Below are 21,099 nucleotides of genomic sequence, written 5' to 3'. Positions count from 1 at the left end.
AAAAAATAAGGCCTGATCTCAACTAGACCCGGCCCTGTTTATTCAACCCCTCTAAACTCCGGCCGTTAAGGGTGATGGAGCCTGAGGCACATCCAAGGTAATGGACAAGGGTTCTACCCGCCAAATGTCTTGACAGTATTCCCAAATCGTCCGATCCGAGGAGAATTTACCCATCCGGGCGACATTTAAAATCGACATTTTTGTCCAATGGGTCTTATCCCGAAATGCCGCTGCCGCCCTGGCCTGGCAATCTATATAGGACTGATAATCGGCTAAAAGCATATATTCATCGTGGTAGAGCAGGGAATTGACAATGGGTTGGAAAATGCCTGGTTCGCGGGGGTTAAAGTAGTCGCTGATTAAGCTATCAATCACCTTTTTGAGCATCGGGTTACTCAGGTAATAGTCATAGGGGTTATAGCCCTCGGCTTTCAGGCTCATCACTTCTTGGGCCGTTAAGCCAAACAGGAAGAAGTTTTCCGGCCCCGCCTCTTGGCGAATTTCCACGTTAGCCCCGTCCAATGTGCCAATGGTTAAGGAACCGTTGAGGGCAAACTTCATATTCCCAGTCCCGGATGCTTCTTTTCCAGCGGTGGAGACCTGTTCTGAGAGGTCAGCGGCGGGATAGGCCATTTCGCCCAAGGAGACAGAGTAGTTATTCAGGAAGACGACCTTAATCCGCCCCGCCACATCCGGATCATGGTTGACCATATCACCAACTGCGTTGATCAGTTTAATGATCGTTTTGGCCATGAAGTAACCAGGGGCCGCCTTCCCGCCAAAAATAAATGTGCGCGGCTGAATATCAATGCTGGGGTTGGCCTTGATTTGTTCGTAGAGGGTAATAATGTGCAGGACACAAAGGTGTTGGCGTTTGTATTCGTGAATCCGCTTGATCTGGACATCAAAGAGGGAGTAGGGATCCACCTCGATTTGGTTGTTGCGCCAGATGTATTCTGCTAGTCGTTCTTTGTTGCTCTGTTTAATCGCCTGCCACCGGGCCTGGAAGGTAGGATTCTCGATTTGGGTTTCCAGTTGCTGCAACTCATCTAGGTGGGTCACCCAATGCTCGGAGCCAAGGGTTTCTGTGATCAGGGTAGCTAGTTGGGGATTGCTCAGGAGTAACCAGCGGCGGGGAGTAATTCCATTGGTTTTGTTTTGGAATTTCTCGGGGTACATCTCATAAAAGTCCCGCAGTAATTCCTGCTTGATCAACTCAGTGTGTAACTCGGCGACCCCATTGACCGTATGACTGCCGACACAGGCCAGGTGCGCCATCCGAATTTGCTTGCCATGTCCTTCTTCCACCAAAGACATCCGGGCTAAACGGGCCGTATTGCCGGGGTAACGGAGGCGAATTTCATTGAGAAAGCGGTAGTTAATTTCGTAAATAATCTCCAAGTGTCGGGGTAAGAGCCGTCCAAACAAATCCACCGACCAGCGTTCCAAGGCTTCTGAGAGGAGAGTGTGATTGGTATAGGCAAAGGTGCGTTGGGTAATATCCCAGGCCACGTCCCAGTTCAACTGCTGCTCATCCACCAACAACCGCATTAATTCCGCCACACCAATGGAGGGATGGGTATCGTTTAATTGGATGGCCGCTTTTTCCGGGAAGGCATCAAAGGTGCTGTGATTACGGAGATAGAGGCGAATAATGTCCTGGAGGGAGCAAGCCACAAAGAAATACTGTTGCCGTAACCGGAGTTCCTTCCCTTGGAGGGTTTGATCTGCTGGATAGAGAACTTTGGAGATGTTTTCGCTAAAGGTTTTGTTGGCTACGGCCTGGGTGTAGTCGCCAGCATTAAACACCTGGAGGTTAAAGTCTTCCCCAGCCTTAGCACTCCACAGCCGCAGGGTATTCACTGTATTGTTTTTGTAACCAGCTACCGGCGTATCATAGGGAGTCCCGAAGACTGTTGTTTCCGCAATCCAACGCACCCGATAACGTCCTTGAGCATCGGTAAACGCTTCGGTGTGGCCGCCAAACTTGACTTCGACATTGTAATCGGGACGGGCAATTTCCCAAGGATTTCCAAACCGGAGCCAGTTATCTGGAACTTCCTGTTGCCAGCCCCCACTAATCTGCTGCTCAAAAATGCCAAATTCATAGCGAATTCCATAACCAATGGCTGGAATTTCGAGGGTGGCTAAGGAATCGAGGAAACAGGCTGCTAAGCGTCCCAGGCCCCCATTGCCTAAACCAGGTTCCGCCTCCCGATCCATGAGTTCCGTCAGATCCAGGCCAAAGTCGGCCATCGCTTGTTTGGCTTGCTCATAGAGGCCCACGTTGATCAGATTGTTGAGCAGTAAGCGGCCAATCAAAAATTCTGCCGAGAGGTAATACACCATTTTGGCATCTTTTTCGTAGTAAGCTTGGGCTGTTTTAATCCGCCGATGGACTAATCGATCTCGCACCGTGTAGGCCAGGGCCATGTAGTAGTCATAGGCCGTGGCAAAATAGGCATCTTTGCCTTGGATGTAGTGCAGATTATCTAAAAAGGCGCGCTTGAGTGTCCCAACCGTCATTCCCGTCCGATCACTGTCACAGTACATATCCTCATGGGTGAGCTCGGGCCTGGGGGAGTTCCCATTTTGCTTTTGGTTAGTCATGGCGGAATCGGCACTTAACGTAAATACTTAGAATAATCCTAGGCCAGATAACGCAAAAGTACCTGAGATTACCGCTGACCAAGCTTTAAGAATTGCTTAATATCTGTAATATCTTCCATCTGTAACTCTGACCAGGCCTGGTGTTGACTGGTTTTTATTCGATATCATCCCTGCTGAACACGTTGCTCTAAAATTTAAGATTGTCTTCATCTTTGTCCACAGAGTTGTCTGAACCGAGCCTGGATCAGGAGTTTGTATTTTTGGGGTCTAAGGCATCTCGTAAACTATCGCCGACAACATTAAACGACAAAACCGTTAAGACAATCAAAACAGCGGGGGGCCAAATCAACCAGGGTTGCAACAAAAGAATAGAAGCATTGGTGGCTAAGGAGAGCATATTTCCCCACGAGGGATCCGGTTGTTGGATACCCAGGCCAATCAGACTGAGGACGGACTCGGCGACAATAAAGTTGGGGATAGCTAAGGTAGCGGCAATAATGACATAGGTGGTGGTTTGGGGCAGAATATGCCGCAGGATGATGTACAGGGAACGGCCCCCCATCGCCACCGCGGCCTGGACATAGGTTTGGGACTTGAGGGAAAGCACTTGCCCGCGAATCACCCGTGCCAGGCCTGCCCAACTGACAAAAGACGTGATCAACACAATCAATAAAAATCGTTCTGCACTGCTTAAACCCGCCGGTAAAACGGCCGCCAATGCCACCAGTAAGTAAATGGTTGGGATTGTCATGAGTACTTCAACAATTCGCATCAGCCCCACATCCCACCAGCCGCCAAAGTAGCCGGAAATTCCTCCCACCAACATCCCCAGGGGAAAAGCCACCGCTACTCCGACCAGCCCAATACTTAGACTAATGCGGGCCCCAAAGAGCAGCCGACTTAATTGATCGCGGGCTTGTTCATCGGTGCCTAAAAGATTGAGAGTGCCTGGGCCGGTTGTACCAAATAAATGGAGACGACTCGGAATTCCTGGAATCATCACCCGCGACTCAATTTTCGGATCAGCAAAATTCCACTGGGTTGGCCAAGGCAGACTGATTTGGAGAAACCGATATTCAAACCCCTGAACAAATAGGCGAACTGGGGAAGGTGCTTGTCGGTTAACTCGTAATGGCCGCTCTCCCGTATCTAAGCTAACGGGGCCAAGGGTGGTGGGATAGACATGGGGGCCAATGAACTGCCCTTGGGCGTTGCGCCAATACAGCTGGGTGGGGGGTAACAGCGCGCCCTCGGCCTGGCTACTGTAGGGATCATAGGGAGCCATGAAGTCCGCGCCCAGGGCCAACAGATAAAAGCTTAAAAGGACAATCGCCCCCAGCTTGGCCAGCGGGTTTGACCGCAATCGCTGCCAGGCCTGCATTCCTTAGCGCACCACGAGGGCCTGATTCCGCACGGCCTGGGCTAAATCCTGCAACATCTCAACGGTGGTCGGAAAATCCACGCAGGCATCCGTAATGCTTTGGCCATAGGTGAGTTGGCGTAAATCTCCGGGGATGGCCTGCTGGCCGGCGACTAAATGACTTTCAATCATCACGCCCAGAATATGGCGATTACCCCGTTGCAGTTGCCCGGCAATGTTCTGAAGGACGGCCACTTGCTTATTGTGATCCTTATCAGCATTGGCATGACTACAATCCACCATGATCCGTTGGGGTAAGCCCTTGTGTTGGAGGAGAGTGGCAGCCATCTCAATGTGATCACTAGAATAATTCGGGCCATCTTTACCGCCCCGGAGAACCAAGTGACTATCAGGATTGCCTGTGGTAGTAACAATGCTGGCCAGGCCTTGGGCGTTGATGCCAAGAAAATGATGGGTTTGTTTGGCCGCTAACATGGCATTGATGGCGGAATCGAGATGCCCATCGGTTCCATTTTTAAACCCCACAGGCATGGAAAGACCAGAGGCCATTTGGCGGTGGGTTTGGCTTTCGGTGGTTCTCGCTCCAATCGCAGTCCAGGCCACCAGGTCGGCAATGTATTGCGGAATGATGGGATCTAATAATTCAGTTGCCGCAGGCATTCCTAGTTCGGCTAAATCGAGTAGGAGTTTCCGAGCCAGTTGCAAGCCCGTGTTGATGTCATAGCTGTCGTCTAGGTGGGGATCGTTAATCAGCCCTTTCCAGCCCACTGAAGTCCGGGGTTTTTCAAAATAGACCCGCATGACAATTTCTAAGGAGTCGGCCAGCTCCTCCCGCAAGGCCTGGAGCTTTTGCCCGTAGTCGTAAGCCGCACTGACATCATGGATTGAGCAGGGGCCAACCACCACGAGCAGGCGATGATCGCGGGCCTTCAAAATCGCCCGGATGCGATCGCGGGTGTCAGCCACGAGGGCGGTAATGGTGGGGGTGGTGGGAAGTTGGTTTAAAACGGTTGCCGGGGCTAACAAAGGACGAGTTTCAACAACGTGGAGATCAGAGGTTTGACGCATGGGGCCGATCAAAGTGGTTTTCTGATCTTAGCAAAGTTTTTTTGCCCCCCTAGATTTGATCACGCTTAGTAACATTTCTGACTGGCCTGGACTGAGACCTTGCTAGTTCTTGCTGAGGTGACAGAGGAAATAGTCTTGAGGCATAATAAAATTAATGAGTCTTTTTCAATACCTAGCGACTCAAAATTCTATCAAGGCTTTTGCTTGGGGTGGTTCCGCTGTGTCTAAATATTCCCCGGAGTTACAACCCACACCTCCCCCTCAGGCCTGGGATCAGTATTTAGAGCATCCATCAGTTCAGCCGTCTAATTCTTGTTCGGCATCTAGCATTCATGTAATTTTTATTGATCCCAATCTTCACCAAGCTGCACACCTGCAACATCTTCTTGACCAGGCCTGTGATTTGCTGGACTTCTGCCAAGTGGAGCATTACCCCAGTCTTGAAGCCGCTCAGGCCCATTTAAGCAACCCAACTCCACCTATCCTCTTAATCTTGATCTTGCCCCTCGAGAATCCTCAGGCCATCATCAACCAGTTAGATACCATTGCCTCCTCTATTCCCTTAATTCTGATTAGCCCGCCAGAGCATGAATCTTTGGGCCTGGCGCTACTCCATTTTGGTGTCCAAGATTACTTAGTCAATAATGAACTCAGCCCCAGAATCCTTGCGCGGGCGATCCACTATGCTCAAGAACGCCACCGCAATAAACAAGCTCTCTGGCAAAAAGCAGAACAGGAACGTCTTGTTATTCAAATCACCCAGAATATTCATGCTTCCTTAGACCTAGAGACGATTCTCAATACCACTGTCCAGGAAATTCGCCAATTCTTAAAAGCAGATCGGGTCGTGATCTATCGGTTTCGTCCAAATTATTCGGGAACAATGGTGAATGAGGCCGTTATCGCCCCTTGGCCCTCAGTGTTAGGGGATGTGATTCATGATCATTGCTTCTCTCAAAACTTTGTTGACCAGTATCAAAATGGGCGTATTCAGGCTTTGGGAAATATCCACACTGCTAAACTGCACCCTTGTCATAAAGAACTCCTCCAGTGTTACGATATCCAAGCAAATTTAGTCGTTCCGATTGTGGTGGCCGGTAAGCTCTGGGGCCTGATCATTACCCATCAATGTAGCCAACCGCGGGAATGGGCCGCTGAAGAAGTCAATCTAGTTCGCCAACTATCCACCCAAGTTGCGATTGCCATTCACCAGGCCGAACTTTACAGCCAACTCCAGACCGAACTCAATGAACGCAAAGAACTGGAAAATCGCCTCCGTCACCAGGCCCAACATGACTCCTTAACCGGACTGCCCAACCGGGATTTATTGTCTTTACGCCTTCAAGAGACGATAGAGCGGCCCGACAATGCCTATGCCATCCTCTGTTTAGACTTGGATCGCTTCAAAACCATTAACGATAGTCTGGGGCATTCCGTCGGTGATGGTTTTCTCCAGGAAATTGCCCAACGTTTAAAACGTGCCGTCAGTCCCCAGGATTTTGTCGCCCGGATGGCTGGGGATGAATTTGTGATTATTTTGGAACAACTCCGGGATCAGGCCCAGGCCGAAACCATTGCCCAACATTTAATTAATCGGCTAGCGATTCCCTTCAAGGTTAATCAGTATAATCTCTATACCACTGCCACCATTGGCCTGGTGATGGGCACACCGGACTACCAGAAACCGGAAGAACTGCTCCGAGATGCGGACACGGCCATGTATCGAGCCAAAGGCCTGGGGAAAAATCGGTATGAAGTATTTAATTCGCAACTTTACCTCCAAGTCAGCCAACGCCTGAATTTGGAATTGGAAATGTGGCAGGCTGTGGAGCGTGGCGAATTTACCCTCGTCTATCAACCAATTTTCAACCTGAGTACCCAAAAGCTAGTTGGCCTGGAAACCTTGGTACGCTGGCCCCATCCCACCAAAGGCATGATTTCCCCCGCAGACTTTATCCCTATTGCCGAAGAAACCGGACTGATTATTCCCTTGGGAACTTGGGTCTTACAAACCGCCTGTCAACAGTTTCACCTCTGGCGAGAAAGCTATCCTTACGAATTTACCGAGGATATTGGTTTGAGCATCAACCTCTCCAGTAAACAGTTTTCCCAGGCCACCTTGGTTGAGCAGATTTCTAATATTCTCAAGGCTAATAAAGTGCCTGGTTCCTGTCTGAAAGTAGAAATCACCGAAAGTATTTTAATGGAACATCTTCAATCCGCTCGGCAAATGCTCCATGAACTCAAGGCCTTGGGGATTCAAACGGTTATTGATGATTTTGGCACCGGGTACTCTTCCCTCAGTTATTTAAGCCATTTACCCCTAGATAGCATCAAAATTGACCGTTCCTTTATTACATGCATGGAGCAGACCCCAGAAAACTTAGAAGTTGTCCATGCCGTTATTTCCCTAGCTCAAATTCTCAAGTTAGATGTTGTTGCTGAAGGAATTGAAACCGATAGCCAACTTGCAACATTGAAAACCCTTGGCTGCCCCCATGGTCAAGGTTACTGGTATTCTCGTCCTTTACCCCCAGAGTTAGTTCCCCCCTTTCTCCGTGAACACAGCTAACAATTCCTATCCCTTGTTAAACCTAGAATTTTCAGCTTATATCTTGGATATATTGCCATGGCTAACTCAGGATATTGATCATGTCAGAAGTCACAACTCAATCCAATCTGGGACAAGTATTAACTGTCATCCAGGCCATGTAAGCGGACATCACCGTGATTCGTTAAGATGTGCAAACCCTGGATAAACGCTTTGAAGTGGATGCGGCCCGCACCGATGAGTGCCTCAAAGGTATTGAAGACAAAATTGGTGATCTAAAGCAAGAAGTTTCAGACTTACGAACTCAACAGCGGGCCACAGATAGCCGGATTCTTACGTTTATTTTCCCTGCGTTGGCAGCGACCCTTGGTTTATGGGCTAAGGTTGTATTTTTTGATACCAAAGCCTAAATTCTTTGGACTAAGACTCCCCCAGGCCAAGGGATTGGGTTAAGCTTGATTCGCACTGAACTTAAATCACCACGTCTATGACCGTCCTTACGCCGAACCCCAGTTTTAGCTTGACGATGCGGATTGAGATTCCCCAACAGCCAGGAATGTTAGCCCGAATTCTCCAGGCCATTGCCGAAGTCGGAGGTGATTTAGGACATATCAATTTGGTCAAACATAGCCGAGATTTTACAGTTCGTGATGTCAATGTGGCCGCTGCCAGTACGGAACACGCCGAAGCCATTGTTAACGCCGTTAAGGAGCAAACCCACTGCCACATCTTGGAGGTCTTTGACCGGACATTTAACCTGCATCAGGGTGGCAAAATTACCGTTACCAGCAAGATTCCCCTCCAAGGGCAGGATGATTTAGCCATGGCCTATACGCCGGGGGTGGGTCGGATTTGTACCGCCATTGCCCAAGATCCGGATCAGGTGCATCGCTTAACCGTCAAGGGGCATATGGTGGCGATTGTGACAGATGGGAGTGCAGTCCTGGGCCTGGGGAATTTGGGGCCAGAGGCAGCGTTACCCGTGATGGAAGGCAAGGCGATGTTGTTTCAAGAGTTTGGGGGCCTGGATGCCTTTCCAATTTGTCTGGATACCCAAGATGTGGATGAAATTGTCCAGGCCGTGAAGCATATTGCGCCGGTCTTTGGGGGAGTGAACTTGGAAGATATTAGCGCGCCCCGTTGCTTTGAAGTGGAAACTCGTCTCAAGCAAGAACTGGATATTCCGATTTTCCATGATGATCAACATGGAACTGCCATTGTCTCCCTAGCGGCGTTATTCAATGCCTTGAAGTTAGTCAATAAAACCCTCCCTCAGGTGCGGATTGTCATTAATGGGGCCGGGGCGGCGGGGGTGGCCATTGCCCGATTATTGCGCCAGGCCGGGGTGACGGATATTTTCCTCTGTGACTCCAAAGGAATTATTTCCCTGGATCGGACGGATTTAACCCCTGGAAAAAAAGAATTTGCCGTCAAACAGGCTGGGAATTTAGCCGCCGCCATGACCAATGCGGATGTTTTTTTAGGGGTGAGTGCGCCCGGAGTGGTTTCTGTGGAGATGGTCAAATCCATGGCCCCGGATCCAATTGTCTTTGCGATGGCTAACCCGATTCCCGAAATTCAACCGGAACTAGTCCGCGATATTGTTGCCGTTATGGCCACTGGCCGGAGTGATTACCCCAATCAAATTAATAATGTTTTGGCGTTTCCGGGTGTCTTCAAAGGAGCCTTGGGCTGTCGAGCGAAAGCCTTAACCACCGAGATGTTTCTCCAGGCCGCGCAAGCCATTGCCGAACTCGTGACTCCCAGCGAACTGAACCGGGAATTTATTGTCCCCTCTGTCTTTGATCGGCGGGTGGCTCCAGCAGTGGCGGCGGCGGTAGAACATTGTGCCAGACATCAAGGCCTTGCTCGCATCTAAAGCCCTGAAGATGCCTAGTTTTTCGCCTTTGGCTCCCGGTTGCGAATGACTAAAAAACCACGGGATTTACCTGAGACTGGATCTATCGTTCCCATTGCTTGCCAGAGGGCCTGGACAGAAACCCAGATCGGCGGATATTTGTAGCGGGCTACATCTAAGATCAACACCTGATCCTGCTCGGCATGATAGGCGGCCAACGGTGAAATATGTCCCCCTGTTTCCTGACCAATACTGGAGCGTAAATAATTCACCAAGATGTATTGATTAGCCTTTCCGAGGGATATGCCCAGAATTTGCCGAAATTCCGCCAGGCCCAGATCAGACCCGTAATATCGCTCTACCGTGACGGGATAGGTCTGTAAGAATTCGGCCAACTGGGATAGGGTTAACCCCTGGTGAGCAATCAGATGCCGATCAATCACCGCATTGGTTTGGGGAGTAAAAATGGTGTCTTGGTTCAGATAGCCCCGTTGCCAGGCCGGTGTATTTGCAGTTGTAACGCCTAAGGCATTTAAGACCATGACACTACTGGCCACACCACAATAGGCTGGGTTAATTTGGGTGACAAAGTGGCTCATGAGGGGCAAAACATCGGCCTTAGCTTGGCTGGTTTCCAGTAGTGATTCGCCAGTTCTAGATGTTAAAGAGGTTAGCCCGGCTTCTAAGGTTAAGGTTTGTCCCCAGGCCGGTGTGCCTAGCCAACTTCGACCCAAGCCCAGCATCAGGAAGGTCGAGATCCCCAACCCCTTGATCAGAAGATTCAAAATTATTTCACCCCCCTTAAACATCGTCTTTCTCTGGTATCTGGGCTACGTTTCTGTGGCTGTGGGGGGGCTAAAGAGTCCTAGAATTTGCTCGCAGATTTGTCGGAGTTGGTTTTGGACTGCGGCCTGGGGTAGATTTTGACCCATGAGTTGCCAATTGCCCACGGTTGAAAGCCGCCATTGTTCTCCCTGGAAACTCAGACCCACGGCTTCGACACCAATAGCCCGCTGTTCCTCAGAGATTGGATCTCGAAACAAGCGAATTTGGAGCAAAAGACTGCGGGCCTGACAACGGCGACTCCACCCAGGAAGATGGAAGGCTAAATCAATAGAGTCGGGATCGACTAATTCTCTTGTACTGGGGTCATTGGCCCAGGGTTTGAGATCCACCTTCATATCAGGAAATTCCTGCTTGACCAAATTCACCACTGCCGCAATCTTGGTTGTCATGGAAAGCCCCACGGCTTGTTCGGCTGCATTCATGAATCGGTCTCCTCGCCTGACTTGTCAGTGATTTTAACAAGGTTCGCCAAAAAAGGTTGCATCCCCCAGTCATACCGATGATGAACCCCAGTCCGAGGATCAGCAGCCATCAGGTCAAAAACCAGCGCGGGGGAGATAAACCCTATAATCAGCCCTATGTTTTCTCGTTTTTGACAAATCTCCATGATTGCAATTTATCCGGGTAGTTTTGATCCCATCACCCTCGGCCACTTGGATGTGATTCAACGGGGCTGCCGCTTGTTTGAGCGGGTGATTGTGGCTGTTTCCCGAAATTTACAAAAACAGCCGTTGTTTACTGTAGAAGAACGGATTCAGCAAATTCGCACCTGCACTGAGCATCTCAGCAATGTGGACGTGGATACCTTTGATGGCTTAACCGTGACCTATGCCCAAATCCAGGGGGCGAAAGTTTTGTTAAGAGGATTACGGGTTTTGTCTGATTTTGAGTACGAGTTGCAAATGGCCCATACTAATAAGAGTTTATGGCCGGAGGTGGAAACAGTTTTTCTGACCACATCCAATGAATATAGTTTTTTAAGTAGTAGCCTCGTCAAAGAAATTGCTCGCTTTGGTGGCAGTGTTACTCATCTGGTTCCCCCCAATGTTGTTCAGGACTTAGGACGATGTTTCAACCCAACCCCACCAGTCAACCCACCGACAACCGCCCCATTGATAATCGCGGAGTCCCGATGATTCCGACCACCTCCCCCGCTGATTTACCGCTGTTGCAACAACTTCGGGAATTAGAAGAGTTGCTGATTATGGAAGGGGTCAAAATTCCCTTAACCGGCCGCAAAATCATCGCCGAGGAAGAGATTCTCCATCACCTCGAAGAAATTGAGAAAAAAATCCCTGAGACAGTCCTTACAGCCGAGCGAATCTTGGCCAAACGAGATGAAATCATTAGCCAGGCCCAGAATTTTTCCCAGGATATTGTCCAAAAAGCAAAACAGAAAGCAGCCGAAATTGCTGATGAGTTGCGGATTGTCCAACAGGCGGAAATGGAAGCTCAGAAAATTCGGGAAAATGTCCAACGGGAAGTGGAGGCTCTCCGGCAACGGACTGTGGATGATCTCAATCGGATGCGACAACAGGCTGAACAGGAAATTTATCAGTTACGTCACCGGGCCGAAGCAGATGCTCAACAAACCCAAACCGATGCTGATGCCTATGCCTATAAAGTCTTAGGGGATATGGAAAATCAATTTTTGGAAATGCTGCGAGTGGTTCGCAATGGCCGCCAACATCTCCAACACCAAGCCCCCCGTCATAAGCACTAAGAAGTGGCTACACCCAAATCAGCGAGTTGGCCCCAGAAATAGGCGGATTCACTTAAATATCCGTGTAAACTGGGGGAATCCTCTAGGGCATCGGCAATCTGACCCAGGCCATTAACCAGACTCGATACCCAACTGTTGTGATACTCTTTGGCCTGGGGCTGGGCTTCTAACTTCAGTAAGTGCATTATCACCCGAACCCACTGGGATTTCAGTCCATGGCGTTCTGAGTGTCCTAAACTTTCGACCTCCTCAATTAATGCCTCTACGTCCAGGCCGGCAAAGTTACCCGCACGCAGATGTTTGGCGGTTTCTTTCACCCAGGCCAGATAATCGGTTTGATATAAAGTTTGATGTGGCGTTGTTTTCACCGTTTCGACCTCTAGGCCCACAACCACTCTAGTATTTCTAAGTATTCGCAGGACTGAACATAACAACTAATTAAGGTACCGGATAGCATTACAGATAAATCATTGATCTCCATTTCCATAACGCTATTCGGCACAATTTAGTTAAGGTGGGGGTTGGTTTAGCTGAGATAGTGCTGAATGGTTTCCCGGTATTTGCTTTTTGGTTTCATCCCAACCAATTGCTCTACCAATTCCTTATCTTTGAACAGTTGAATCGTGGGGGTGCTGGTGACTCCGGCCTGTTCGGCAATATTACTATCCACCGTGATGTCAATTTCAATCAGGTGCATCTTCCCGGCAAACTCATCCGCAACCCGATCCAAAATGGGCTTGAGGGTATGGCAGGGGCCACAGGTGGGGGAAACATATTTGACCATCAACAGCCGATCACTGTCATGGAAGAGTTTCCGCAGCGCATAGCCGCCATACTGTTTGGTTGCTTCTGGATCAAAAGTCGCTTCAGTGGTCGCAGGGGTCGCTTCTTTGACTTCGGCTTCGTAGTGGGCATCGGGGTTGGCCTGGTGAAATTCTTGGATCAAGTTATTGGCCGATAACCAGCGTTCGGCTTCGAGGGCGGCCATACATCCACTTCCGGCAGCAGTAATGGCCTGGCGATATTCATGATCTTGAACGTCCCCGGCAGCAAACACCCCTGCGAGACTAGTTTCAGCTTTTCCCGGATGGGTGACGACATAGCCGACTTCATCTAAATCCAGTTGCCCTTGGAATAGATCGGTGTTGGGTTTGTGACCGATGGCATAGAACAGGCCCTTGGCAGAAATTTTGCGCTCTTCCCCTGTAACCGTATCTTTGACCACCAGGCCCTGCATTAGATTGCCATCCCCATAGACTTCCACCCCGACCGTATTGCGATGCACTGTGACTTTAGGATTAGCCAAGACCCGATCCTGCATGGCTTTACTGGCCCGCATTTTGTCCGTCCGGATCAGCAAATGAACGTGGGAGGCATATTTGGTCAGGTAAACGGCTTCTTCGGCGGCACTGTCTCCCCCCCCAATCACAATCAGTTCCCCATCCCGGAAAATGGGTGTGGCCCCATCACAAATGGCACAGGCAGAAATTCCCTTCGTCCAATATTCAGTTTCTCCAGGCAGTCCCAGGCGTTTGGCGGTGGCTCCGGTGGCAATAATCACGCTGTTAGCTCTGACTTGACGTTCGGCCGAGGTAATCACAAAGGGCCGCTGGCTGAAATCCACATGGGTAACGTCCTCTGTGACCATTTCCGTGCCCCAGCGAATGGCCTGGTCTTTCATCCGTTGCATCAGTTCCGGGCCTTGTAAGCCTTCGGGAAATCCAGGAAAATTCTCAACCTCAGTCGTCGTCATCAGTTGTCCGCCTGGGAGTCCGCCGGCCTGGAACCCTTCAAACATAAAAGGTTTTAGGTTAGCCCGAGCCGCATAAATCGCCGCTGTATATCCGGCGGGGCCAGAGCCAATAATCACCACGTTTTCAATGGTATTCAGGGCGTTGGTTGTGCTGTCCATGGTTTTAATCCAAACTCGTAATGATTCCGCTTAAGCCTGATTTGATTGTAAAGGATTTGTAATGCCTCTGCAAGGGATGTTTCTTATCCGGCCTCTAGCTGCATTGCAAAATGGAAACTATGGCATCAATTTTGATATTAAGGTTGCTGCACATCACAGGCCGTCAGTCCTTGAGCTTTCTTGATGAATTTTGTATCAAATGTGTAAAGGCCAGAACAGGCCTGGCTCTGGGCAAGGTGCAAGGCATCAGCAAAATCTAAACCATTCTCATGCCATTGCAAGGCCTGGAGGAGCAAGTGTCCATTGGTAAGTTCAACATTGGGTAACCCTAGAAGGGTTCTAAAGGCCTGGCCAATGTCAGCAGGTTTAAATTGGTAGGCAAAGCGTAAGACCCATTCGGTTTCCAGAAGCACAGTATCGGGAATAAAGATCACTTGTTCTTGAAAGAGTCTCAGACTTTGTTGAAACTGGAGTTCATCATCTTTCGTCAATAGGCGGACAAGGATATTGGTATCAACGGCGTTCATCCCACTGCTCCATAACTCCCTGGCGAATTGCATCTTCTAGTTCATCCAAGGTTTTGGGTTGTCCTGCATAGGCTAAACATCCAGCAACTTGAGCCAAGCTTGTTTCTGGAAACGGTTTCTTTGGCTTGAGGAGAATACCATCACCCACAGTAGTCGCGATCAATTCTTGACCCGCTTCCCATTGATGAGCCGTGCGGAGAGCTTTGGGGATAATAACTTGACCTTTACTGGATAAGCGAGTGATATCCATGACTTCAGTCTGGCAATCAGTAAGAAATATGTAAGGATTCTAGCATTCCCATCTCAGGGGTAGTTGTAGGGATTAGATGCAATGAAAGTAAGAGTCAGGATGTTTTGGAGTATGGCCTGGTATAGTAATGTGCAAGAAATTTATGCACTCAGAGACATGGCTTTATCAGCATCCCAATTTAACTACATTGCAAAATCATCCAGGCCTGGTCAAAGTTTTGGGCGTGAATATCGCTTTCCTGACACCAAAAATAGAGCCGCCCCATGTCTCCCCACATCATCTTGGTATTGTCATCAGTATCCAATTGGAACAGCAGTTGCCAGTTTGTTGCGCCAGGGATCAGGTTTCGGATTTTGGTATCGGCTTCCTCAGAACTATCCGTACTGTAAGAACTATCCCCACAGTAAATGCCATGTGCGGCAAATTGGCACTCTAGTTGCATACCGCCCTGGATCGCCAAGGGATGCCCCAAGATTTGATGGCAAACACCCGCCGATTCAGAAATTTCAGCCAGTAGCTCGTAGTAGGTTACTCTTTCGGGGTCTGTTAATTGGAGGTTTTGGATGGCGATAGCATCAATGGGGGGTAAGGTTAGATTTTCTGAGAAACTTAAGGAGCAAAGATCATAGAATTCCTCTTGGAGTTCTTGACTTAGTAGCTCGCAGCGGTGGAGTGGTTCACTGGCCTGGGGTAAATAAATCACAGCCCAACTACCTCGATCCTCTGGATCAAATCCCCATGTCAGTTGATTTTGATCATAAAAAAATAGAAGCCAGCCATTGGAGGGCAAAATACTGGCAGTCGGAAAGATCGCTAAGTCCGTGAGATTAATTTGAGCTAAAAAGGATAAGGTGTCACCGTCCCAAACTGGCCAGGCAAAATCCTCGCTTACATCGGGTCGTCCGCCAATCCGAGATGCTCCCAGAGGTAATTCTGTAGCTGTGATTGGGGTTGTGTCGATCCGAATCCCAGGCCTGGTCAAGTTTTTTAAGGCATCAGCTACTCGGGCCAATTGGGGATTCCCTAAACCATTGATAATCGTTGAAGACATGGGTTAAAAACCTGATTGCGGGCCTGGGCAAGCGACTCAACTGAGCAGAAACATCGGCATATCAGAATTTTAGACGGGAAAGTTGCTATTCAATGGCCAGTGACTTAATTCAGCTACATTAAAAACCTTGAATAAATAATTAACTTGAGTCCAAAATCAGGAATTCCTGAAAAGCTTTGCGAGAGAGGGCTTTTATTGAGCTAAAGTCCGGGTAAATTCCCAAAAGTTATCCGTCTTGTATCAATCACCAAAGGTCTTTAGGATACTCTTAAGCCACTCTTTTAAATTTAAAGCCACAATCATGACACCAGCAACGGAGCCTGAGACTTTATCCCCCATGGCAGAGTCTATGGCCTCCCCACCGCCGCAAATGGTTTTGATGCAAATGATCACCGGATATTGGGTGTCTCAATCGATCTTTGCGGCAGCCAAATTGGGTCTTGCGGATCATTTAAGCACAGGTGAAAAGAATTGTGCGGAACTAGCCACTGCCACTGGCTCTCATGAACCCTCTCTCTATCGTCTGTTGCGGGCCTTGGCCAGTGTGGGCATCTTTGCGGAAACTAAACCCAGTACCTTTGCCATAACTCCCCTGGCGACCTTTCTCCGCAGTGATGTCCCTGGTTCCGTTCGGGATGCCTCGATCATGATGGGCGATCAGGAACACTATGGCAGTTGGGGCAACATTCTCCATGCCATTAAAACGGGTGACAGTAGCTTCCAAGACCGTTTCGGCATGAATATCTTTGACTACTATGGTCAAAATCCGGAAGCTGCCAACATCTTTGACCGCGCCATGACTAGTTTCTCCAGCCCGGAAATTGCGGGAGTAATATCAGACTATGATTTTTCTGGAATCAAGAGCTTAGTTGATGTGGCCGGCGGGCAAGGGAGTTTACTCACAGCCATTCTCCAGGCCAACCCCACCATGACCGGCACTTTATTTGATATGCCTGACGTGATTGAGCGAGCAAAATCCCACATTGCAGATAGTCCGGTGAGTGAGCGATGTCAGTTGGTGAGTGGCAGCTTTTTTGAATCAGTCCCCGCCGGAGCCGATGCCTATATCCTCAAACACATCATTCATGATTGGGATGATCAACGCGCTATTGCCATTCTCAAGCAATGTCACCAGGCCATGGCCGCCAACGGTAAAGTTTTGGTGGTTGAGCAAGTGATACCCCCCGGCAATGATCCCTTTATTGGCAAGTTCCTCGATGTGAATATGTTAGTCATGTGTCCCGGTGGTAAAGAACGGACTGCGGCAGAATTCCAGGCCCTGTTTGCCCAAGCTGGATTCAAGTTAACTCGAATTGTTCCCACCCACGGCATTGTCAGCGTTATTGAAGGGATGCGACTGTCATGAATTCTCGCTCTTTCATTTCCGGCAGATTACTTCGACCATTTCGCAGGGGGTTGTGGTTGGGAATTTTCCTGGCGGTTTGCGTCCCTTTGGTGTCCTTAGGTGTAGCTCATCCGGTCAGTCGGGGATTTCAGGTTTCGACCTTGGATGCTTTAAGTGCCGGGGTGTTTGAGGGGGCGATCAGTTTTCGAGAGTTGCGGCGACATGGGGATTTTGGTTTGGGCACTTTTGCGGGCCTGGATGGAGAACTGATCGGCCTGGACAATCAGTTTTATCAAGTCAAACGTGATGGCGCAGTTTTACCTGTCAGTGATCAAAGCCAGACTCCCTTTGCTGTTGTTACCCAGTTTAAGCCCACCCAAAAAATTATCCTGCCCGGAACTTTTACCTACACCGAGTTACAAACGGCCTTAGATCAAAAATTACCCAGTCTCAACTATCCCTATGCCCTAGCGATTGAAGGCCAATTCCCCCAATTGCAATTCCGAAGTGTCCCAGGCCAGACCCCGCCCTACCCAACCCTAGCCGCAGTCGTCAAACAGCAAACCCTGTTTAATTTTGAGCAAGTCTCAGCTACCTTAGTCGGGTTCCGCCTGCCCCAGAATATGCAAGGAATCAATGCGGCTGGATATCATTTTCATGGTTTAACCAAAGATAAAAAAAGTGGTGGGCATCTCCTAGCTGGGCAATTTCGGAATCCGGTGGTTCAAGTCCAACTCATGCAGGATTGGCAGATTCAATTTCCCGACACTGCTGCCTTTGCCCAATCACCTGCCCCAATTCCCTAGCTCAAGACCGGAATGGAAGATCAGAGAACTCATTGCGGCAGTCTCAAGCAGTCAGTTCGGAACAACCTCAGTAAATTAAATAAAGTCGCAACACACTGCAGGGAGTAGGAGTATGCTCGGCAGGGTGAACAAGTTATTCTGTTTTGCCATGATGATTACTGCTGATTACTAATGGTGAGTTGATCTGGATTGTTGTAGTTTACAAAGCCAGGAAAGAGCTTCTCCAGGCCCTGATCCAAGGTTTCTGCCATGACAATTTGTTGATTAAACATGAGAATCACTCGCGCTAAAATCGGCAAACTATTCTGACTGGCTTCCAGGTAAAGGGGTTCGACATAGAGTAACGAGCGTTCAATCGGAATAATCAGTAAATTCCCTTGCAATGAACGTGAGCCAGCCCGATTCCAGAGGGAGATTTGTTGGGAAATGGTTGGGTCTTGGTTAATTCGAGCTTCAACTTGTTGGGGGCCAAAGACCAATTCTTGTTTTGGAAAGGTGTAGAGGAGTAGCTTCCCATATTGATCGTGATCTGAGCGAGCCGCTAACCAGGCCACCAGATTGGGGCGATTTAGGGGCGTAAAGGGATAGAGCAAAATAAACTCCTCCTGATTCCCACTGGGTAGCCGCATGATCAGGTAATAGGGCTTGACGGCCTGGGGATCGTTACCATAGATTTCCTGGGGAATTTGCCATTGGTCTTCCTGACTGTAAAACACCACCGGATCGGTCATGTGATAGCGCAAAAGTTTCTGAGACTGGGCCTGGAACAGATCCACCGGATAGCGAAGATGGGCGGCCAGACGCGGCGGCATTTGGTCAACGGGATAAAAGAGGTTCGGAAAAATCTTCGACCAGGTTTGAATCAAGGGATCGGAATTGTCCATGATATAGAAGCGCACCGAACCATGATAGGCATCCACGACCACCTTGACGGAATTGCGAATATAGTTAAACGGCTCCTCCCCCGGATCAGAGTAGGGATAGTAACGGCTGACAGTATAGGCATCAATGACCCAGTACAAGAAATTTGGCTCTGATTCATGGGGCGACTCCACATCAATGGCAGCCTCGGGGCGGGTATCGGCAATGACTAAATAGGGCTGCTGATCAAAGCGCAAAAAGGGGGCCAAGGTTTGCACCCGCGTCATGATGTTGCGGCGAAAGAGAGCCTTGGTTTCTCGGTTGATATTGGGAGTTAACAACAGTTGCCAGTCGTGGAAATAAACAGACATCACCAACCGTTGCCAGAATGCCCCCACTGGAACGCCTCCTCGTCCTTGATAGTGGTTATAGGCATTGTCATTCCCCGTTGGATAGTCCAATTCCGGGACATTGGAGGGGGCCAGGACATGGGTATCCGTAATTTGTCCGTAATAAATCCGGGGAAAACCAATGGGAATACTATTGGCGATGGCTGGATTGGCCGTCACTAAACCGCCCTGGGAACCACTAACAATATCTTGGACAAAGTATTTCGGCAGCCCTCCCTCACCCGCTACATTGACGGGACTCATGGTAAAGCCATAGCCGTGGGTAAACACCAGATGTTCATTGATCCAACTTTGGGCCTGGCTGGGGACGGCGGTGTAATCTAACTCCCGGGCGGCGGTGAGGACTTGGCGGACTTCTTGATCGGAGTTGGGATTTGTTGAAGTGGGGTCGGCCTGGGCACTGATCTGGTAGCGATCGATAAAGGCATCGGGAAAGCGGTAATAGGAGCGCAGTTGTTGGAGTTGGCGATTGGTTTCTAAAAGAGGGCGAGTATCCCAGAGGCGAATATTCCGCACCGTGGGGGCATTGTCAGCGAGGGCTTGGGCCGTGAGATTATTTTCCGGTTGGAAGGGTTCTGCATAAACAGTTTCCAAGTTATAGGCCTGACGAGTGAAATCAATCGTGCGCTGGATATAGGGCAGTTCTCGTTCCAGTTCGTTCGGTTGGACAATCAGGGCCTGGGCCAGGTTGGGGAGAATTTGACCAATGATAAAAATTAAACAGGCATAGCCCGTCACGGTTCGCAATAACCAAGGGGATGCGGGGGCCAGCCGAATTTGCCCTTTCCCACCCCGCCGGATTGCTGACCAGAGCAGGATAATCCCCACCCCCAAGGTAAAAACAGCAAAGAGGGTATAGAGAGGAAGGGTAATTCTAATATCCGTATAACTGGCCCCAAAGGTGACTCCCTGCGGGGAATAGAGGAGTTTATAACGCTCTAACCAAAAACTTAGGGCTAAACAGAAACAAAACCCACCGGCGAGGGCCTGGATATGCTGCCGTTGGGCCCGATTAAACCCCGTAAACTGACCAAGACTGAGGCTATCTCCGGCCAACAGATAAATTAAGGTGACTCCGGCGAGGGCAGAAATCATCAAGGCAGTGAGGACAAAGCGGATCCATTCCCAAAAGGGCAGGGTAAAAATATAAAAGCCAATGTCTTGATGAAACAGGGGATCAATTTGACTAAAGTTTGTCCGTTGCCAGGCCTGGAGAACAATGGCCCAATGATTCCGCCCTAACCAGGCCAGTCCCAAGCTTTGCCCAATGGCCACCAGCCGATAGCCCCAAAAGGGTTGGACAAGACAGCCGACAGCCGCCAACAAGACAAGACAGAGATAGAGGGGATTTTGGAACCAGCCTCCAACAATCGTGATCACCGCAGTCAAATCAAACTGGGGCAGGAGGGGATTAATGGCCAAACTTGCCTGGGCCTGGGAATTAAAGGCTAAGGAGACCACTACCGTATGTTCAACTAGAGCAATCGTGACTAAGGCCAGGCCCAAGCTTAAGGGCAAGAGTCCCTGCAACCCTAAATAGCGTGTCCCAGAGCGGGGCGTTTGCTCGCGTAATCGATAGGCCAGGCCACTGTTTAAGCCCAAAAAGACCAATCCCCCCACCAGGCCCAGGCCCAGAAAGCCGAATTGGGTCAGCCAGCGCCGCCAAAGCACAGATAAGTAGCCCAATTCCTGAAACCAGAGGGATTCAGCTACAACTCGACAGCCCAGATAAATCAGCCCCAAAATAGTCAGGCTCAGCAGGCCAACCAGGATTCCTTTCGGCCATCGTTGCGTTTTCGATGTCAGGGGAGGCGGGGCAATTACGGTCATTTCCTACCACTCTACGAACAACTGATGATCTATAAACCAAGCGTCTAAACGCGGGCTGCTTCTATCCTGC

18 protein-coding genes are annotated in these 21,099 nt (G+C 49.5%); 7 read left to right on the top strand and 11 right to left on the bottom strand.

All coding sequences use genetic code 11. The annotated features are described in order from the left end of the window. Nucleotides 1-51 precede the first annotated feature (51 nt). The 3 genes from SYN6312_RS17765 to SYN6312_RS17755 form a co-directional block, all read right to left on the bottom strand. Nucleotides 52-2,610, bottom strand: a complete 2,559-nt coding sequence (locus SYN6312_RS17765) for a glycogen/starch/alpha-glucan phosphorylase (protein ID WP_015126282.1) — start codon at nucleotides 2,608-2,610, stop codon at nucleotides 52-54. 244 nt (nucleotides 2,611-2,854) lie between these two features. Next, the gene (locus SYN6312_RS17760) at nucleotides 2,855-3,991 is read right to left on the bottom strand and encodes an ABC transporter permease (protein WP_015126281.1); all 1,137 of its coding nucleotides are present in this window, start codon (nucleotides 3,989-3,991) and stop codon (nucleotides 2,855-2,857) included. Between the two features lie 3 nt (nucleotides 3,992-3,994). Then, the gene (locus tag SYN6312_RS17755; protein WP_015126280.1) at nucleotides 3,995-5,059 is read right to left on the bottom strand and encodes a 3-deoxy-7-phosphoheptulonate synthase; all 1,065 of its coding nucleotides are present in this window, start codon (nucleotides 5,057-5,059) and stop codon (nucleotides 3,995-3,997) included. 220 nt (nucleotides 5,060-5,279) lie between these two features. Between SYN6312_RS17755 and SYN6312_RS18580 the strand changes: the two genes are divergently transcribed. From SYN6312_RS18580 to SYN6312_RS17740, 3 genes are all read left to right on the top strand, one after another. Next, nucleotides 5,280-7,631 carry a bifunctional diguanylate cyclase/phosphodiesterase gene (locus SYN6312_RS18580; protein ID WP_172636069.1) on the top strand — a complete coding sequence of 784 codons (2,352 nt, stop codon included), beginning with the start codon at nucleotides 5,280-5,282 and terminating at the stop codon, nucleotides 7,629-7,631. Nucleotides 7,632-7,801: 170 nt separating this feature from the next. Continuing rightward, nucleotides 7,802-8,020: a hypothetical protein gene (locus tag SYN6312_RS17745; RefSeq protein WP_015126278.1), complete on the top strand. Its 219-nt coding sequence runs from the start codon at nucleotides 7,802-7,804 to the stop codon at nucleotides 8,018-8,020. Nucleotides 8,021-8,097: 77 nt separating this feature from the next. After that, complete coding sequence (locus SYN6312_RS17740) at nucleotides 8,098-9,489, top strand: NAD-dependent malic enzyme (protein WP_015126277.1); 1,392 nt, start codon at nucleotides 8,098-8,100, stop codon at nucleotides 9,487-9,489. Between the two features lie 14 nt (nucleotides 9,490-9,503). Here SYN6312_RS17740 and SYN6312_RS17735 read toward each other — a convergent pair whose 3' ends face one another. Beyond that, on the bottom strand, nucleotides 9,504-10,253 hold the full coding sequence (locus SYN6312_RS17735; RefSeq protein ID WP_172636068.1) for a phytochelatin synthase family protein: 750 nt from the start codon (nucleotides 10,251-10,253) through the stop codon (nucleotides 9,504-9,506). Nucleotides 10,254-10,298: 45 nt separating this feature from the next. Then, on the bottom strand, nucleotides 10,299-10,736 hold the full coding sequence (locus SYN6312_RS17730) for a hypothetical protein (RefSeq protein ID WP_015126275.1): 438 nt from the start codon (nucleotides 10,734-10,736) through the stop codon (nucleotides 10,299-10,301). A 183-nt stretch (nucleotides 10,737-10,919) separates the two neighbouring features. On the opposite strand from SYN6312_RS17730, the gene coaD reads away from it, so the two are divergent. Next, the gene (coaD, locus tag SYN6312_RS17720; RefSeq protein ID WP_015126274.1) at nucleotides 10,920-11,450 is read left to right on the top strand and encodes a pantetheine-phosphate adenylyltransferase; all 531 of its coding nucleotides are present in this window, start codon (nucleotides 10,920-10,922) and stop codon (nucleotides 11,448-11,450) included. Then, the gene (locus SYN6312_RS17715; protein WP_216594164.1) at nucleotides 11,381-12,037 is read left to right on the top strand and encodes an ATP synthase F0 subunit B; all 657 of its coding nucleotides are present in this window, start codon (nucleotides 11,381-11,383) and stop codon (nucleotides 12,035-12,037) included. The genes coaD and SYN6312_RS17715 overlap by 70 nt, the downstream gene beginning before the upstream one ends. Here SYN6312_RS17715 and SYN6312_RS17710 read toward each other — a convergent pair. The 5 genes from SYN6312_RS17710 to SYN6312_RS17690 form a co-directional block, all read right to left on the bottom strand. Then, nucleotides 12,034-12,432: a DUF29 domain-containing protein gene (locus tag SYN6312_RS17710; protein ID WP_051021074.1), complete on the bottom strand. Its 399-nt coding sequence runs from the start codon at nucleotides 12,430-12,432 to the stop codon at nucleotides 12,034-12,036. The two genes, SYN6312_RS17715 and SYN6312_RS17710, sit on opposite strands and share 4 nt — an antisense overlap. Nucleotides 12,433-12,563: 131 nt before the next feature. Continuing rightward, on the bottom strand, nucleotides 12,564-13,949 hold the full coding sequence (trxB, locus tag SYN6312_RS17705; protein ID WP_015126271.1) for a thioredoxin-disulfide reductase: 1,386 nt from the start codon (nucleotides 13,947-13,949) through the stop codon (nucleotides 12,564-12,566). Between the two features lie 137 nt (nucleotides 13,950-14,086). Then, entirely contained in the window at nucleotides 14,087-14,476 is a 390-nt protein-coding gene (locus tag SYN6312_RS17700) for a type II toxin-antitoxin system VapC family toxin (RefSeq protein WP_015126270.1), read from the bottom strand. Beyond that, nucleotides 14,463-14,726, bottom strand: coding sequence for an AbrB/MazE/SpoVT family DNA-binding domain-containing protein (locus SYN6312_RS17695; protein ID WP_015126269.1), 264 nt, complete (start codon nucleotides 14,724-14,726; stop codon nucleotides 14,463-14,465). Before SYN6312_RS17695 ends, SYN6312_RS17700 begins: the two co-directional genes overlap by 14 nt. Nucleotides 14,727-14,904: 178 nt before the next feature. Continuing rightward, nucleotides 14,905-15,777 carry a YwqG family protein gene (locus tag SYN6312_RS17690; RefSeq protein ID WP_015126268.1) on the bottom strand — a complete coding sequence of 291 codons (873 nt, stop codon included), beginning with the start codon at nucleotides 15,775-15,777 and terminating at the stop codon, nucleotides 14,905-14,907. Between the two features lie 301 nt (nucleotides 15,778-16,078). Between SYN6312_RS17690 and SYN6312_RS17685 the strand changes: the two genes are divergently transcribed. Together SYN6312_RS17685 and budA are read left to right on the top strand one after the other, a co-directional pair. Then, nucleotides 16,079-17,143 carry a methyltransferase gene (locus tag SYN6312_RS17685; RefSeq protein ID WP_015126267.1) on the top strand — a complete coding sequence of 355 codons (1,065 nt, stop codon included), beginning with the start codon at nucleotides 16,079-16,081 and terminating at the stop codon, nucleotides 17,141-17,143. A gap of 56 nt (nucleotides 17,144-17,199) precedes the next feature. After that, complete coding sequence (budA, locus tag SYN6312_RS17680) at nucleotides 17,200-17,928, top strand: acetolactate decarboxylase (RefSeq protein ID WP_216594163.1); 729 nt, start codon at nucleotides 17,200-17,202, stop codon at nucleotides 17,926-17,928. Nucleotides 17,929-18,083: 155 nt separating this feature from the next. On the opposite strand, the gene SYN6312_RS17675 is transcribed toward budA, so the two are convergent. Further along, nucleotides 18,084-21,029 (bottom strand): UPF0182 family protein, encoded by a 2,946-nt coding sequence (locus SYN6312_RS17675; RefSeq protein WP_015126265.1) that lies wholly within the window; start codon nucleotides 21,027-21,029, stop codon nucleotides 18,084-18,086. Nucleotides 21,030-21,099: the final 70 nt, after the last annotated feature.

Source organism: Synechococcus sp. PCC 6312, from assembly GCF_000316685.1.
Lineage (GTDB): Bacteria > Cyanobacteriota > Cyanobacteriia > Thermosynechococcales > Thermosynechococcaceae > Pseudocalidococcus.
The sequence above is the reverse complement of the archived record's forward strand: the minus strand, read 5'-3'. Positions and strand labels throughout refer to the sequence as shown.